This is a genomic window from Paenibacillus naphthalenovorans (assembly GCF_001465255.1).
Classification (GTDB): domain Bacteria; phylum Bacillota; class Bacilli; order Paenibacillales; family NBRC-103111; genus Paenibacillus_G; species Paenibacillus_G naphthalenovorans.
Genome location: NZ_CP013652.1, coordinates 4,156,652 through 4,173,297 on the forward strand (window position 1 = coordinate 4,156,652; position 16,646 = coordinate 4,173,297).

At 44.3% G+C, this 16,646-nt stretch carries 15 protein-coding genes; all 15 read right to left on the reverse strand.

What is annotated here, in order from left to right:
- Window positions 1-74: 74 nt before the first annotated feature.
- A protein-coding gene (gene prfB, locus IJ22_RS20365; RefSeq protein WP_145862553.1) for a peptide chain release factor 2 occupies window positions 75-1,194 on the reverse strand; the annotation gives its coding sequence in 2 pieces (ribosomal slippage) (window positions 75-1,121 and window positions 1,123-1,194; 1,119 coding nt in all).
- 90 nt (window positions 1,195-1,284) lie between these two features.
- Window positions 1,285-3,798 (reverse strand): preprotein translocase subunit SecA, encoded by a 2,514-nt coding sequence (gene secA / locus IJ22_RS20370; RefSeq protein WP_062410126.1) that lies wholly within the window; start codon window positions 3,796-3,798, stop codon window positions 1,285-1,287.
- 188 nt (window positions 3,799-3,986) lie between these two features.
- Window positions 3,987-4,541, reverse strand: coding sequence for a ribosome hibernation-promoting factor, HPF/YfiA family (gene hpf / locus IJ22_RS20375; RefSeq protein ID WP_062410127.1), 555 nt, complete (start codon window positions 4,539-4,541; stop codon window positions 3,987-3,989).
- Window positions 4,542-4,751: 210 nt separating this feature from the next.
- Window positions 4,752-4,949, reverse strand: a complete 198-nt coding sequence (locus IJ22_RS20380; RefSeq protein ID WP_062410128.1) for a cold shock domain-containing protein — start codon at window positions 4,947-4,949, stop codon at window positions 4,752-4,754.
- A 498-nt stretch (window positions 4,950-5,447) separates the two neighbouring features.
- Entirely contained in the window at window positions 5,448-5,783 is a 336-nt protein-coding gene (gene fliT, locus IJ22_RS20385; RefSeq protein WP_062410129.1) for a flagellar protein FliT, read from the reverse strand.
- The gene (fliS, locus tag IJ22_RS20390) at window positions 5,776-6,177 is read right to left on the reverse strand and encodes a flagellar export chaperone FliS (RefSeq protein WP_062410130.1); all 402 of its coding nucleotides are present in this window, start codon (window positions 6,175-6,177) and stop codon (window positions 5,776-5,778) included. Before fliS ends, fliT begins: the two co-directional genes overlap by 8 nt.
- A gap of 17 nt (window positions 6,178-6,194) precedes the next feature.
- On the reverse strand, window positions 6,195-7,763 hold the full coding sequence (fliD, locus tag IJ22_RS20395) for a flagellar filament capping protein FliD (protein WP_062410131.1): 1,569 nt from the start codon (window positions 7,761-7,763) through the stop codon (window positions 6,195-6,197).
- Between the two features lie 23 nt (window positions 7,764-7,786).
- Window positions 7,787-8,170, reverse strand: a complete 384-nt coding sequence (locus IJ22_RS20400) for a flagellar protein FlaG (RefSeq protein ID WP_235594181.1) — start codon at window positions 8,168-8,170, stop codon at window positions 7,787-7,789.
- 83 nt (window positions 8,171-8,253) lie between these two features.
- Window positions 8,254-9,366, reverse strand: coding sequence for a DegT/DnrJ/EryC1/StrS family aminotransferase (locus IJ22_RS20405; protein ID WP_062410132.1), 1,113 nt, complete (start codon window positions 9,364-9,366; stop codon window positions 8,254-8,256).
- Window positions 9,367-9,383: 17 nt separating this feature from the next.
- Window positions 9,384-9,971: an acyltransferase gene (locus IJ22_RS20410; protein WP_062410133.1), complete on the reverse strand. Its 588-nt coding sequence runs from the start codon at window positions 9,969-9,971 to the stop codon at window positions 9,384-9,386.
- Window positions 9,964-10,923 carry a Gfo/Idh/MocA family protein gene (locus IJ22_RS20415; RefSeq protein ID WP_062410134.1) on the reverse strand — a complete coding sequence of 320 codons (960 nt, stop codon included), beginning with the start codon at window positions 10,921-10,923 and terminating at the stop codon, window positions 9,964-9,966. The genes IJ22_RS20410 and IJ22_RS20415 overlap by 8 nt, the downstream gene beginning before the upstream one ends.
- A 40-nt stretch (window positions 10,924-10,963) precedes the next feature.
- On the reverse strand, window positions 10,964-12,256 hold the full coding sequence (locus IJ22_RS20420; RefSeq protein WP_062411085.1) for a nucleotide sugar dehydrogenase: 1,293 nt from the start codon (window positions 12,254-12,256) through the stop codon (window positions 10,964-10,966).
- 59 nt (window positions 12,257-12,315) lie between these two features.
- A complete protein-coding gene (locus tag IJ22_RS20425) occupies window positions 12,316-14,343 on the reverse strand; it encodes a methyltransferase domain-containing protein (protein WP_062410135.1) in 2,028 nt (675 codons plus the stop codon).
- A gap of 13 nt (window positions 14,344-14,356) precedes the next feature.
- Complete coding sequence (locus IJ22_RS20430; protein ID WP_062410136.1) at window positions 14,357-16,279, reverse strand: tetratricopeptide repeat-containing glycosyltransferase family 2 protein; 1,923 nt, start codon at window positions 16,277-16,279, stop codon at window positions 14,357-14,359.
- A complete protein-coding gene (locus IJ22_RS20435; RefSeq protein WP_062410137.1) occupies window positions 16,272-16,610 on the reverse strand; it encodes a DUF8042 domain-containing protein in 339 nt (112 codons plus the stop codon). The genes IJ22_RS20430 and IJ22_RS20435 overlap by 8 nt, the downstream gene beginning before the upstream one ends.
- Between the last annotated feature and the right edge of the window lie 36 nt (window positions 16,611-16,646).

Here is a 16,646-nt window from a genome sequence, read left to right on the forward strand (position 1 = left end):
AGAGGCCGAGGGCAACCGGGAGGATTTGTGCGTTTCTAGTGTAGGATGAGCTTGGACACTCCGCTTTATGTTTCTCAGCTTTCTTTTTCCGGCTTCGTAATCTGCTGGCGCAGGTAAGCGTCTATAAACATATCGAGCTCACCATCCATCACGGCATTCACGTTCCCGGTTTCCGCCTGCGTCCTGTGGTCCTTCACCATGCTGTACGGATGGAATACGTACGAACGGATCTGGCTCCCCCAGGCGATATCGGATACCTCTCCGCGGATTTCCGCCAGTTGCTTCTGCTGCTCTTCAATTTTCTTCTCGTACAGCTTCGACCGGAGCATCTTCATCGCGCGCTCCCGGTTCTTGATTTGCGAGCGCTCCGTTTGACAGCTAACCACGACGCCAGTCGGAATGTGCGTAATCCGCACAGCCGAGTCGGTCGTATTGATGTGCTGTCCGCCTGCGCCGCTGGAACGGTACGTGTCCACCTTAAGATCCTCGGTTCGGATCTCGACCTCCACGTCATCATCGATTTCGGGCATAACATCGCAAGAAACGAACGACGTGTGCCTGCGTCCGGATGCATCGAACGGCGAGATGCGTACCAGCCGGTGAACGCCTTTTTCCGCCTTCAAATAACCGTAGGCGTTATAACCCTTAATCAGCAGCGTTACACTCTTCACACCGGCCTCGTCGCCCGGCAAATAGTCGAGCACCTCGACTTTGAAGTCTCTCTTCTCCGCCCAGCGGCGGTACATGCGAAGCAGCATCTCGGCCCAATCCTGCGACTCCGTGCCGCCCGCACCCGGATGCAGCTCCAGAATGGCATTCAGCCGGTCATACGGCTGGCTTAGGAGCAGCTGCAGCTCAAAGTCCTCGAGCTTCTTAACGAGAGCGGCAATCCCCTTTTCAATGTCCCCGGCCATGCTCTCATCTTTCTCTTCCTGCATCAGCTCCACCAGCACTTCGAGATCCTCGTACTCCGAAGCCAACGCTTGAAACTGATCCACCACGCTTTTAACTCCGTTCGCTTCGGCAATCAACTTCTGCGCACGCTCGTTGTCGTCCCAGAAATCGGGCGCCGACATTTTTTCCTCGTAATCCGCCACTTGCTCCAGCTTGAGATCTAAGTCAAAGAGACCCCCTAAGCTCAGCCAATCGCTTGGCCGTTTCTTGTAAATCACGCTTCACATCTGCTTCTAACATGTCAAAACACCTCTGTCCGTAGTTTTAGCAGAAAAAGAGACCGGAGCGATTCCCCCGACCTCCTTTTCCGACGTCTTGTTCTCTTTATTTTTAAACTCCGTGGCACTGCTTGTATTTTTTGCCGCTGCCGCATGGGCACAAATCATTACGGCCAATCTTGTCTTCGTTCACGACAGGCTTCTTCGGCGCGGGCGCTCCATCGCTGCTATTGGTGGCGATCTCATGTTCCTCGGCCACGGCTTCACGCACGAGATTGGTCTCTACATGGGCCTTCATAATGTAAGTAGCCACTTCTTCCTGGATGCTCTGGATCATCTCCTGGAACATCTCATAGCCCTCGAATTGATATTCACGTAAAGGATCCGTACCGCCGTACGCACGAAGATGAATCCCTTGGCGAAGCTGGTCCATCGCATCAATATGATCCATCCACTTGCTGTCGACCGCACGAAGCACTACAACCTTCTCAAATTCACGAATGAATTCTTCGCCGATCTGCTTCTCGCGCTCTTCATACAGTCTTCTCAAGAGATCCTTCATGTACTCGATGATCTCTTCTTTTTCTTTACCCCACAGCTCTTCGGCCGTCAGCTGACCTTCATGCAGGAACGTTCCGTTGGCGTAATCGACAATCGCCTGCAGGTCCCAATCCTCCGGTACCTGATCATCGGAGCAGTGGGCTTCAACGATGCGGTCGATGACTGGCATCATCATCCCGAGCACGATATCACGGATATTTTCGGATTCGATCACTTCGCGGCGCTGCTTGTAAATGATTTCCCGCTGCTGGTTCATCACGTCGTCGTACTGAAGAACGATCTTCCGTACATCGAAGTTGTTGCCTTCCACACGCTTCTGTGCGGATTCGATGGCTTTGGTAATCAGCTTGCTTTCAATCGGTTGGTCTTCCTCAAAGCCCAGGCGATCCATCATGCCCATAATGTTCTCCGCACCGAAACGGCGCATCAGGTCATCTTCCAGCGACAAGTAAAACTGGGAAGACCCCGGATCCCCCTGGCGTCCGGCACGTCCGCGCAGCTGGTTATCGATCCGTCGGCTTTCGTGGCGCTCCGTACCTATAATATGCAGGCCTCCGATTTCGGCTACACCTTCTCCCAGCATAATGTCGGTTCCGCGGCCCGCCATGTTGGTGGCGATCGTTACCGCGCCAGGCTGGCCCGCACGGGAGACAATTTCCGCCTCCTCGGCATGGTATTTTGCATTCAGAACCTGATGCTTCACGCCTTTTTTCTTCAGCATTTCGGACAGCCGCTCGGAGTTCTCAATCGATACCGTACCGACCAGCACCGGCTGGTTCTTCTTATGGCGCTCTACGATCTCATTCACTACGGCACGAAACTTGCTGCCTATCGACTTATATACAACGTCCGGCAAATCTTGACGGATCATCGGTTTGTTGGTCGGAACGACAATAACGTCCAGCCCGTATATTTTCTTCAGCTCTTCTTCCTCTGTCTTGGCCGTACCCGTCATCCCCGACAGCTTGCGGTACATCCGGAAGTAGTTCTGCAGCGTAATGGTCGCCAGCGTCATCGACTCGTTCTGTACTTGCAGTTTCTCCTTCGCTTCAATCGCCTGGTGAAGCCCTTCGCTGTAGCGGCGGCCCGTCATCAACCGTCCGGTAAATTCATCGACAATGACGATCTCGCCGTCATTCACGACGTAATCTACGTCGCGGCGCATAATTGCGTGTGCTTTCAATGCCTGTTGGATATGATGGTTGAGCGTCACATGCTCATGATCGAATAAGTTCTCAATGCCGAACGCTTTTTCCGCTTTCTCCACCCCGGCCTCCGTCAACGTAACCGAGCGCAGCTTCACATCAATCACATAGTCTTCTTCTTCCTTCAGACCCCTTACAAAATTATCCGCTGTCAAATACATGGCGGTCGATTTGGCAGCTTGTCCGGAAATAATCAGCGGTGTACGGGCCTCATCGACCAAAATAGAATCGACCTCGTCGATGACCGCATAATAAAGCGGTCTTTGCACCATCTGTTCTTTATATACGACCATGTTGTCGCGCAAATAGTCGAATCCGAACTCGTTGTTCGTACCGTACGTAATATCGCAAGCATAGGCTTGCTGTTTCTCCGCATGCCCCAGATTCGCCAGGTTTACGCCGACGGTCATGCCCAAAAATTCATATATTTTGCCCATCTCGGCGCTGTCGCGCTGAGCCAAATAATCATTGACCGTGACCACATGAACGCCTTTGCCCAAGAGCGCATTCAAATATACCGGAAGCGTACCGACCAGTGTCTTTCCTTCACCTGTCCGCATTTCTGCGATCCGGCCTTCATGCAGTACCATACCGCCGATAAGCTGTACGTCATAATGACGCTTGCCAAGCACACGTTTGGAGGCTTCCCTTACAACCGCAAAAGCTTCCGGCAGCAGATCGTCCAGATCCTCGCCATTCTCCAAACGGTTGCGGAATTCGTTCGTTCTATTACGCAAATCTTGATCGGTTAGCGTCTGAATGGATTCTTCCAACGAGTTGATATATTCAACCGTCTTCCACATCCTCTTCAGTTCGCGATCATTCGAATCGCCAAATATTTTTTTCACGAGTCCTAGCATGCAGCTAATCCCCTTTCTCCTCTTCGAACAATATCATATAATCTAAATTGTAGCAGTTTGCTCTTCTCGCCGCAACAAACCGCTGTATTTCCTTATATTACTGAAAAGAGCCTGCCATCATGCGCCGCAGGCATCTTACGATGTTCCATCGGCGTTTCAGGCAAGCTCAGATCTTTCAAATGATCAGATTACCGGGCCGGCTCAATTAAACCGTATCTCCCGTCGTCGCGTTTATACACCACGTTGACCTGTTCCGTATCGGAGTTAGCAAAAACAAAGAAATTGTGGCCTACCATATTCATTTGCAGAATGGCTTCTTCCACATCCATCGGCTTCAGCGTAAACCGCTTCGTCCGTACCAATTCGTATTCGTCGTCTTCTTCAAGAGCAGAGGAAGCGCCTGGTTCCGATTCTACCCGGAATAAATCTTTAAGACCGCCTTCTTGGCGGATTTTGCGGTTAGCCTTCGTCTTGGCCTTCCGAATCTGCCGCTCCAGCTTGTCTACCACCAGATCGACCGAGGCATACATATCGGCATGCTTTTCTTCCGCCCTCAACAACAAGCCTGTAAGCGGGATCGTCACCTCAATGGCATGCATGCCCTTCACGACACTCAATGTTACGTTAACTTCAGATGTAGGGGGAGCTTCAAAGTACCTTTCCAGCTTACTCAGCTTTTTTTCAACATGATCTCTCAACGCTTCTGTCACTTCGATGTTTTCACCACGTATGTTGAATTTCATGTAGTACTCCTCCTTTCATACCTACATTATACCATATTCTCCTGCCGCATTAAAAATCCTTTAACATTCCTTTCACAAGAAATACACATACCATTTTCCAGCCGATTGGAAGGTATGCGCATACAAAAAAACACCCTGGAATTGCTCCCAGGGTGTCAGCCATCTTCAAACATAACCATCTATAAATGCGGCCGAATCCCGACCGGATGATTACAACTTGATGACGTTAGCCGCTTGAGGACCGCGTGCGCCCTCTACGATATCAAACTCAACGGATTGACCTTCTTCCAGCGTCTTGAAGCCATCGGCTTGAATAGCGGAGAAATGCACGAATACGTCGCCCCCGTCTTCGCGTTCGATGAAACCGTAGCCTTTTTCTGCATTAAACCATTTAACTTTACCTTGCATGCAAAAACATTCCCTTCGTTATCAAATAACTGCAAGCTGTAGCCTACATTTCGAATATATCACTCCAAACTTACCCATGTCAATGCGACATCAGCGTGTTATAAAAATATTTTGAAAATTCTCGTATTAACATTCTCTTGATAATCTATTCACAGCCAAAAAGCCCGTTATGTCGCGGTTTTTCGACATTTCCCGCAAAGTTATCAACAGAGTTATGCACATTGTCCACAGGCAAAATAATACTCACAGCATGTCTGTGAGTATTATTACTTACTTATTCATTGAAGTATAGTCCGCAGCGTTGGGTTAGCATGAGCCAACATCAACCTGGACGTTTGACTTACCTTATTCTTTTAACAAACTTCATCTCCCGGTTCCTTTCCATACGCCGAAAACCCGGGTAATCAAAAAAGACCGCAGCCACCTCGCTTTTGAAGCCAGGAGCAAAACGATCTTTCACTGAACCTCTGCGGGAATAATCATCCAGAGTCATCTCATCTATTTCTTCCGATCAAAGAACACACTATCCAGAACAAATTCTGTTTCATACGCCGTTTTTTGCAATCGACCCCGGTTGATTTTACTTGTCCCTTGCAAGCCCTCATCTCTAAGCTCATTCATTTTGGCAAGGATTAGCGCATCATGCTGAAGCAAGCGCTGTACCCGGGCCGTATACTTGTTTCGTTCCATTGGGGATAAAGAGTGGCTCTTCATCCTTTCAATGATTTGTTCTCTACTGTCAACATATGCTGATATCTCCTCATAGGTCATGTTCGACAGAGACTGCATCCAATCTCCCATGAGTTGTTCCAATTCTTGAATGAGCTCATCCATGGGTTACTCCGGCAGCACTACCCTGATGAACTAGCTTTGAGGCTTGAAACCATGTTTCCTTCAGCTCAATTAAATATCCCAGTACTTCTTCAGCGGGTTCAATATTTTTCTTTGTATTTGCTTGAATCAACCTGTAATTAAAATATTCATAAAGCTTCATCAGATTATCCGAAATAGGCGATTGGGGGTCTAAGGTAATCATAAATTCGCTGATAATATCTTGAGCCCTGCAAAGATTGGAATTCGCTTCATCATATTTATTTTGCTTAATGGCTTCAATCGCCGCTCTGCAAAAACGTATAGCCCCGTCACATAACAAGATCAACAACTGCGCTGGGGTTGCCGTATGAACGGAGGCCTCCAAATATTTGTTTCTTTGTACTGATTGTATCATTTTCCATCCTCCTGCTATTAAGCTCCGCCGAATGCGTTAGCTAAGTATAAGGATTGAGAATTGTATCTGCTAATAGCACTCTCCATGGCAGTAAATTGTCTGTAATATCGATTTTCAATTTCGTTTAACCGTACATTCCATTTATCAATCTCTTTATCCATTTCATATAATCTTTTCCCAAGAACGCTATTATCTGAAAGAGATACGGCTGTTCCCGCTCTGCTCGTCAGACCGTCTAATGTTATTTTCAATTGATCATAAATCCGTTCTGCAATTCCCACATCAGATTGGTCCGCATCGCCATTTCCATTAGCCGTAAACATCGCGATGACAGCATCAGGATTTTCCTCGATGGCTTTTCTCAGCTTGTTTTCGTCAGTAAGATAAAGCTTCCCGTTTTCAACATATTGACCGGTCTCTATACCGATGGAGCTTAACGTTTTATAATCCTTGCTCCCTGTTTCCACTTGAGCCATGATCGCCATTCTCATGCCGCTGACCGCTTGGCTAAGATAGGAGTCGTTCCTCAAAAGACCGCTTCGTGCCCTTTTGGTCCAAAGCTCAATGTCGCTATCCTTCATTTCTTTTTTCTGCTCGTCACTCAGCGGTGGATAGCCTTGAAATCGGCTTTCGTTGATTTTGTCCTGCATCGTTTTTAAGATTTCGTTGTAATCATTAATGAAGCCCTTTATGCTCTCAACCATCTTGTCCGTATCTGTTTTTACTGTGACTGTAGTTGAAGAACCTGCCGGGGTCAGTGGATTTAACGTAAGCTCCACCCCATTAATGGTAAAGGTATTGCTCTTCTTCGTTATCCCGGTTACCCCGTTGATGTCTACAGATGCATCCGTTGCTGCTGTACCTGCACCCGTTATCTTTAATATGTCCGTAGTAAAGTTCCCTTTTACGTTTTCGAAGGTGATGTTGGCTGAATCCTTATTGGCGCCATTCACTTTTCCCGTCTGCTTCGAAGTAAACGAGACCAATCCTCCCGTACTCCCCACTTCATAAAAAGACGTAACATTCGTATTTGCATTGATACGGGCAATCACATCATTAAGCGAATCTACATTTGGATCGATCGTAATCACATTACTGCCATTGATCTTAATTTCATAAGTCTCATATGTAGGAGGGTTCGTCGCCGGAGTAACCTGTGTTAGCGTGCCTGCCAAATTAGCCGCTTGACTCGCTAATGTTTTTGTCGGGTCAAATGACGAATTCGCTCGTATATCGCTTGCACTTCTATTTGTGGCGGCTGTAGCTACATTGTTTACTTTAATATTCAATTGGCCGATCTGCGCATCGCCTGTCGCTTTCGCTGTAATAATATCCGCGTTAGCGGAAGTGGCCGTTCTGGAACTTAAATTACCTTCCAACTTAAAGTTAAACAATTTGTTGTTGCGATAATCCCACAGCTTCGTATTCATATCGCGATAATCTTCACGCTGCCATTCTATTAACTGCTTTTTTTGTTTAAGGACGTCCAATGGTTTTCTATGGGCCATCATTAGGCCTTTAACAATGGAATCGATATCCATGCCGCTAGCCAATCCACTAAAGCGATTAATGGGCGTAACCATCATTTATCAACTCCTGCTTCAATAAATTATCTTTTTTCATCTATGATGATTCCAGCCATCTCCCATATCTTAGCAATTAAATCGAGGTTCTTCTCTGGCGGTATTTCTCTAATCAGCTCTCCGGTTTCCTTGTTCAGTACCTTGACAAGGATTTGCTTCGTTTCTTTATGTACAGAAAATTCCAAGAAGGTTGACGCCCCTTCAATGGACTTAATAGCCCGTTCGATTGCTTTGATGAACTGTTCCTCACTAACAGGAATGTTCTCTCCCCTAAGTTCCGCTTCTTTTAAGTCCTTTACTGAATGCAGGTTAGCCGCAGATGTAACACGCCATTCGCTACCCCCAGACTCGCTTCTTGTCGATGGGTATCTATTCTTCTCAGAAGCTCCGGTCGGTACATTTATATCCACCTCAAACACCTCCATGACTGGGTTCATATGATAGTAATATCGGACAATCATATGCATTGTGTTAGAGGAATTGCGGAAATCAACTATATTTTTAATAATGATTCCAGCGCTTTTACTACAGTCTTCTGGGTCTCGGTCTCCATCTGCGGCCAGATCGGCAAACTAATGACCTCCGACGAGGCCTGCTCGGCAATAGGCAATGAAATGGAGTCGTCTTGAAAAACCGGCAATCGATGGACCGGGATAGGATAGTAAATCATTGTATCTATACCTTGGTCTGCAAGGTTTTTTTGCAAACGATCTCTCTTCCCATCTAATATACGAATAGTGTATTGATGGAAAACGTGAGATGATCTGTGGAAGTCAGCTGACTCTGGAAGAACAATCCCAGGTATACCCGCAAGCCATTCATTGTAATTATTAGCAATCTGAATGCGTTGGTTATTCCATTGGTCAATATAAGGCAGCTTTACACGAAGAATGGCGGCCTGTAATTCATCCAGTCTTGAATTATAACCAAATGTTTCGTTATGGTATTTCTTTTTGGATCCATGAATTCTAAGCATCCTTGAATACTCAGCAATCTCTTCATCATCTGTCGCTATTAGTCCCCCGTCTCCGTATGCTCCTAAGTTTTTCGTAGGGAAAAATGAGAAGCATCCTGCAGCTCCCAGCGTCCCTGCCTTTTTACCTTTGTATTCAGCACCGAATGCTTGGGCTACATCTTCAATCACCTTGAGTCGATAGCTTCTGGCCATCGCCAAAATTTCATCCATCTCTGCCGTTCTCCCGAATATATGAACAGGTAAAATGGCTTTAGTTCGCGGTGTGATAGCTTGCTCAATCAAAGACGGATTCATATTAAACGTCCGAGGATCAATATCGACAAATACGGCCTTCGCTCCAACCTGATGAATAGCTTCCGCTGTCGCAAAGAAAGTAAACGGTGTCGTGATAACTTCATCACCCTCGCCAATTCCGACTGCCTTTAAAGCAATAATCAACGCATCCGTACCGGAATTTAGAGCAACAGCATACTTTACACCTAAATAGGCGGAAACTTCCTCTTCGAATGCTCTTACGTTCTCTCCCATAATAAAATGGCCGGATAAAAGGACATTTTCAATGGAATCCATTAATTTGCTTTTCAGGCTTTCAATTTCACTTTGTAAACTGAATACCGGAATTTTGCCCATGGCATCATCCAACCTTCCTATAACTTCTTTAAACGCCGGTGACCTCCATCATCCTGAAGGAGATACTGTTGTCCACACGAGGTGCATGTTAGGGGTTGGCGTTCTTCGTTTAAAGTTGTTCCGCATTCGCAAACCCACCCGATTGGCCGCGCCGGAACCCCTGCAACTAAAGCATATTCCGGTACATCTTTTGTGACGACCGCCCCAGCCGCAACAAAGCCCCATTGACCGATAGTAACGCCGCATACAACTGTTGCATTCGCTCCGATCGAAGCCCCGCGGCATACCCTGGTCACCGCATAATCATCGCTTGTATTTCTCGGAAAAGCCGATCTGGGTGTCTTTACGTTGGTGAAAACCATGCTCGGCCCACAAAAAACATCATCTTCCAAAATAACGCCTTCATATATGGATACATTATTTTGTATTTTTACATTATTTCCAATTTCCACTTTGTTTGCTATAAACACATTTTGTCCAATATTACATCTTTCACCGATCTTTGCACCGCCCATAACATGAGAGAAATGCCATAGCTTTGTCCCTTTACCGATCACCGCACCTTCATCTACATAGGAGGACTCATGTACAAAAAATTCACTCATGTGCTCTTAGCTCCTTTTGCAGCAGATTTGAGCATTGTTCCAATATTTTGATGACTTCCAGCCCATTCTTTCCATCCGATAACGGCTGCGCACGCTCTTCCAGACATGCTAAAAAATGCCTGCATTCCAGGGTTAACGGTTGTACCTCGCCATGATAAACAATCTCGCTGCCTTCATCGCGGTTGGACAAATCCCCTTGAATACCTTTCTTATGAAGTGTTACGATTTGCTGTTCTTCATCGTAAACAAGCATGCCCTCGGAACCTATCGCAACCAGTCTGCGCCGAATTTCCGGCCACGCCCAGGAAGTATGCAAATGGGCATGGACCCCGCTGGCAAAAGATAAATGCACATATACATCGTCTTCTATGGCAGGCTGAATCATCCTTTGTCCGTTCACAGAGATCCTGGCAGGCGACTCCTCAATAAGATACATAAAAACGGCTAAGTCATGAACCCCAAAGCTCCACAATACATTTTCAATGGATCGAACCCGCCCCAGCTTTAATCTTTCCTGATGAACAGCCTGCAGGTTACCTATCATGCCCGCCTTTAGGCACGCTTTTATTTTTTGAATGGCCGGTTGATAAAGCAGCAAATGCCCAACCATGAGAATTAAATTGTTATTGTTCGCTATCTCAACAAGCTCTTCCGCATCCCGAACGGATAAAGTCATCGGTTTTTCTATAAAGACGTCTTTGCCCTTTTCAAGAGCTTGTTTAGCAAGAGCGAAATGGGTAGACGCAGGTGTCGCAATAACGATAGCCGTATTGATAGTCTCTAAAGCCTGCTCATAATTGGATAAAACAGGAATGTCAGGATATTGATCCAATAATGCTGCTCGCAAGCGGGGATCCGTCTCCACAATTGCAGATAGAGCATGCAGTTCATAAAAGGTGCGGACCAGATTTTTTCCCCACTGCCCCGCGCCTATTACAATTACTTTCGTCATAAAAACTACCTACTTTCGGAGAAAAAGCATATCATCCAATTTATAGGCGATACAGCTTTCCAACGGTTTTCACAGATTTTATTGCATTTCTTGTATCAAAAATAATCTTTGCCGTATTTCCAAGAAACTCATAGTCAAAATCAGAATGATCCGTAGTGACAACCGTGATATCTGCTTTTTGGATATTTTCTTTACTTAATTCAACACCCTCGTAGTTCTTTCCTTTGTAGGTGAAGGCAGGAATTCTCGTATCACTATATACAACGTTAGCTCCACGTATTTCGAGTAATTCCATAATTTTAATTACAGGCGATTCTCTAAAATCATCAATATCCTTTTTATATGCAATACCAAGTAAATGGATTGTTGACCCATTAATAGGTTTTCTCTCTTCATTTAATATATGTCCTATTCTCTCTACAACAAATTCCGGCATACTGTTATTGATCTCGCCGGCTACCTCAATCAATCGTGTATGGTAGTTGTACTCACGAGCCTTCCAAGTCAAGTACCACGGATCAATCGGAATACAATGACCTCCAAGTCCGGGTCCTGGATAAAACGCCATAAATCCATAGGGCTTCGTCTTAGCTGCATCGATAACTTCCCATATATCTATCCCCATCCGGTTACAAAGGATAGCCATCTCGTTAGCTAAAGCAATGTTTATATTTCGAAATGTATTCTCATATATTTTCTCCATCTCGGCAACTGCAGGGCTGGATACGCGGTGAACCGTACTTTCAAGTACTTGCTCGTAAAGTGTAGCAGCGACCTCCGTACACCCTGCCGTGACACCGCCGACTACTTTCGGGGTATTCTTTGTATTATACAATTTATTTCCCGGATCAACTCTTTCCGGCGAGTAAGCCAAGAAGAAATCTTTTCCGCATATTAGACCTGTGCTTTCCAAAATAGGCTTAACTACTTCTTCTGTCGTTCCGGGATAGGTTGTACTTTCAAGCACAACCAATATCCCCGGACGCAAATATCGGGCTACCTCTCCCGCGGAAGCTCTGACATAGCTTAAATCAGGTTGTTGGTAACTATCCAATGGCGTCGGCACGCAAATGGCTACGACGTCCAATTTATTAATCTCAGAGTAATCCGTCGTTGCTTTGATCGAGCCTTGTTTGATTAATTCCTTCAATTCATCCTCGATAACATCGCCGATGTAGTTAATACCCTGATTAACCATATCGACCCGCTTTTGTTGAATATCAAAGCCGATTACCTTATACCCGGCCTTTGCTTTCTCAACTGCGAGCGGAAGCCCGACATAGCCAAGTCCTATGACGCCAAGTACAGCGGTTTTGTCCCGAATTCTATCCATTAATTGAGATACGTTATTAGTAAATGAAGTCAAGGCAGGCACTGTATCACCTTCTTGTATTATTTCGATAACAGCCTATCCCAAGCCTTCTTATAGTTCTGGGTGGTTATCACATACTCATTGTATTCGTTATCGATAAATATTTTATAAGCGTTAAAAAACTTGATGGATAAGTGGTTATCTCTGCAAAGATCATTCATCTCTTGATACATAATACTGTTGTCAATAATCTGCAGTTTATCAGGCATGATTTTTCTAATAAAATCCAAGTATTCAGGATCCGGAATCGTAATAAATACAATGCCGTCTTCCTTCAAATGGTTACGGATAACCCTGAACAAATTAGGGTACCTATCTCTTGGCACATGCTCCATGACATCGCAAAGTGAGATCACGTCATACTGTTCGTTCAGATCCAGCGTTGTAATGTCATGCGCGATAAATTCAACATGAGCCACCGTGCTTTTGGCATACTCAATCAATTTGGGTGAGAGGTCAACCCCAATGACCTTTTCGACGCCCAACGAATGGATAAATTCCGTAGTTATCCCTATACCGCAGCCTAAATCCAGTACTTTATGCCCAGGTCGGACAATTTGTTGTAAACGCTGTTTGATATATAGATGCCTTGGATTATCCCTTTGTCGATCCTGCTGCAAATAGCCCAGGAAATTATCATAAAACTGAGTAACCTCTTGTACTGAGACTTCTCCGGAAATGCCGGGATTTACGGTTGCAGCAATTTCCTGTGAGGCTTCAACATGCCTAAACGGTTGCAGTACACCATGGATTTGATTTATTTGTTTATCTAAGGAATAGCGTTCTTCAATATATTTCCGATATTCCCTAGGGGCATACTCTTCCGACATCAGCATATCGATAAGCTCATCCATCGTACTCCATACAAATTTGCCGAACTGATATTTGGCACCGACAAAATTATGAATCAACGGCTTAATTCCCCGAGCCATAGCTTCCATAACTCCGACCGGATTGCCTTCGAGTACACTGGTGGAAATGATAAAGTGCTTATCCTCCAGCCATTGGTTGATATCATCCTGCCAGCCTTCATAAATGACATGTTTCTGCAATCCAAACTCCGCGATCATCTGTCTAAAATAAAGCATATCCCTCGGATCTTGGAATTGGCCGGCAATATGCAATGTATATCTGGGATCCCGATCAAATATAGCTTTAAAGGATTGCAGAAGAAGCATAGGTCCTTTTTTATAATTAATGTAGCCTACATAAGCAATACGGAATCCTTTTTCTCTTTCTTTAAACGCAAATTTATTGATATCGATCCCATTGGGTATAACAACCGCTTGATCTTCGCTAAGGCCTTTAATTTGTTCCAAAACGAATTTTTTAATATGCTCAGCTACAAAGATCACGTGATCTACACTTGTCCAATTCACTTGCTTCGGGTAGTTCGTGAAAGCTTCATAACTGTGCAGCCTGCATATGATTTTCTTATCCTGGGCCATCTGAAGCTTGCTTCCGTAAATGATAAGCTCATCACACCATTCAAACCAGCATATATCGGCCCACTTCATGCCATCGTCAATTTGCGGATAATGCGTCACAACAATCTTCTTCGTCCGATACTCGGCGGATAATTGATGTATAATATCATTAATAAAATTATCCATCTTTTCCTTGACAAAAAAAACAAGCTTTTTCTTATCTCGTATGTTCGGGTCAAGCTCCTTCAATTGAGTCATTTTACTTCTAATCTCTTGTTCTTGACCGGCAGGAAGCAGCTGATTTAAATCGCAATAGATATCATATGCGGATTGATAATCCTGCTGCTGTTCATACCAATAGGCTTGATTATAAAGTAAATCCGTATGATAAGGATCTATATCCAGTCCTTTCATTAATACCGTTTTTGCGTCAGTCCATTTACCCTCCACCATCAGCACAATCGCTTTCATTGAAAGCAATTCGGCATCCTCCGGCACTAATTCCTCACATTTATCGATGGCTTGGCTGGCCGTTTCAAGCTCCCCAAGATGAATAAGCTCTTCTATTTTTGATTTCATCAACTTAACTTTTTCGAGTAACTCTTTGCTATTATCGCTCATTTATGTCCCCTCTTTACTCTATAACAGTCAAAATCCTTTGTTCCATAAATGGCTTTAGCATTTCTGCAACGTAAGGGTATGCCTCAGCAGCTTCTTTATAGTAATGTGACGCGTATTTTATACTGCCTTTTGCTTTAGCCTCTTCGGCAAGGTGCATCAAAATAAAAAACTTATCTTCAGCGCTGTCTATCGTTTTATATACTAAACGGATTGGCGTCAGTTGATATAAATAAGTAATATATTGAATCCCGCGTTCGGTATATAAGTTAAATATGTCGTGATATTCTCTGTCTATTACGGATTTTTCTTTCTTAGAGCGCTCGATTGCCGTTAATAAGATGACGTTGGCAACGGCGCAATACACCCGATTGCTTTGATAATCATTAGGCCTGATTTTTTCACCTTTTAAATACTGCATAAAATAATCTTGGGCTTCGTCAAACTTATCCAGCAGCATCTTAACATACAACTTTATATATCCGTTCTCCAATGACTTAAAATAAGAAATCACAGGCAAGCCGCGCTTTATGGCATACCGATAAATTTCAAAGTACGGAAAAACAGGCAGTTTACTCATCATATTGCTGACAAGAAAATCTTTAATTAAACGGGGATCATCCGTTAGCCTAATTTGGTTTAGTTGGCCATAGGGCCCTTCCTCTTTAGAAAATACGCTTGCTATTAATAATTTCTCTTCGGCATCCTTTAAAGCCGCTGCAGCAATCTCCAACTGGTGTATAAAATACGCTGCCACTGAGTTATTCTCAATGGATTTATAGAACTGGTATAACTCCTCATATCTTTGAAGCTTTAACATGACGTTAATAACAAGATCAACTTTATGGGTACTTTCTTCTATTAAATCTATATATTCAACTGCTTCCGCATCATTTTCGTTTTCCATTAAAGCTCTGGCTAATTTATAGGCAGCAACGGATTTCGACGTTTCATCTACCGTATACAGCTCGAGAATAGACAGTTTGGATAATCCTTTTTGGTTATATTCTTGATGAAGCTTCAAAAATGTTTTGAATGTCTCAATCGCTTGGTCTATTTCCTGCTGCGCGAGCAGCGCATCGGCCAAGTAGAAATATAAATCTATGTATTGAGGCGTTAGCGAAATACCTTCTTTCGCTATTCTTACCGTTTCATCAAATATTTTGCAAACATAACTCATTCGGGCATGTTCGCCGATAACATAATAATTGCGGGCTACGATCTCTTTACCGTGTTTCTTTAGCAGAGCATAGCTTTTCCTTATTTGCAATAATGCTTCCCTATAATCTTTATGCATAAAATAAGTTCTGGCTAATTGAAACCGGTAATAAATATGATCCGGATCTTTCTCCAATTCTTTCAGCAGTAAGGAACTTGTTCTCTTGAATTTCTTTTCCATCAATTCCGGATCATCATTATTATAGCCGTAATGCCTAATATAAATATCGGCGTGCATGGCTGGATTCTCATACTTCGGTTGATTATGAATGGAGCCCTCGTACCGAAATTTCCCTGTATTTCTAAACAACCGTTCCGATATGTGCACAACGTATTTATCACGAGCTTCAGTCAGAAAGTTTTTTCCCAATACCCGTATCGTGTTATACTCGTTAACGGTCTCGGACTGCAGTAATGCCACAAGCTTCTCCGGGTCCTCTAATTCCTCATCAGCGTCCAGAATAAAAATCCATTCACCTGTAGCGTAGGCGATCGATTTATTTCTCATGTCGGAGAAATGATGATTCCATTCATGATAATATACTTTGCTGGTATATGCTTGGGCAATTTCAACCGTCTTATCGGTAGATCCCGTATCTACGATAATCAATTCAGCAGACAAGGCTTCGAGCAAAGGAACAACGCTGTCAAGACATCGTTTTAGATTGTTCTCTTCGTTTTTGACGATCATGCAGATGCTTAGAGTTGGCTTTTTAGTCATTAGTTAAGTTTTCACTCCAGTATTCGAATAATGGGTGCAATTCAAATGTTAACAAATCGGCTGTCAACAGATAATCTTTTGCCTGGTACGCCTGAAACAGCATATTCAATTTTTCGTTGCACTCCTCTATATTCACTGCACTCACGTTTGTTTTGAGCAGATCCGCAGCTTCAACCAATACCGCGATATCCTCCATTAAATATACCATCTTTTCATTGGCCCGCTCGTCGTTCCCGCTTTGGTAACATTCCGCAACGGTTTGCATGCGGGCACAAATATTTTTTATCAGCTCGTTTGCTGTAGCCTTCAATTCGTTGATTTGCGCTATCACTCATTATCCCCTCTTAATTTAGGAAAAGCCGACTAT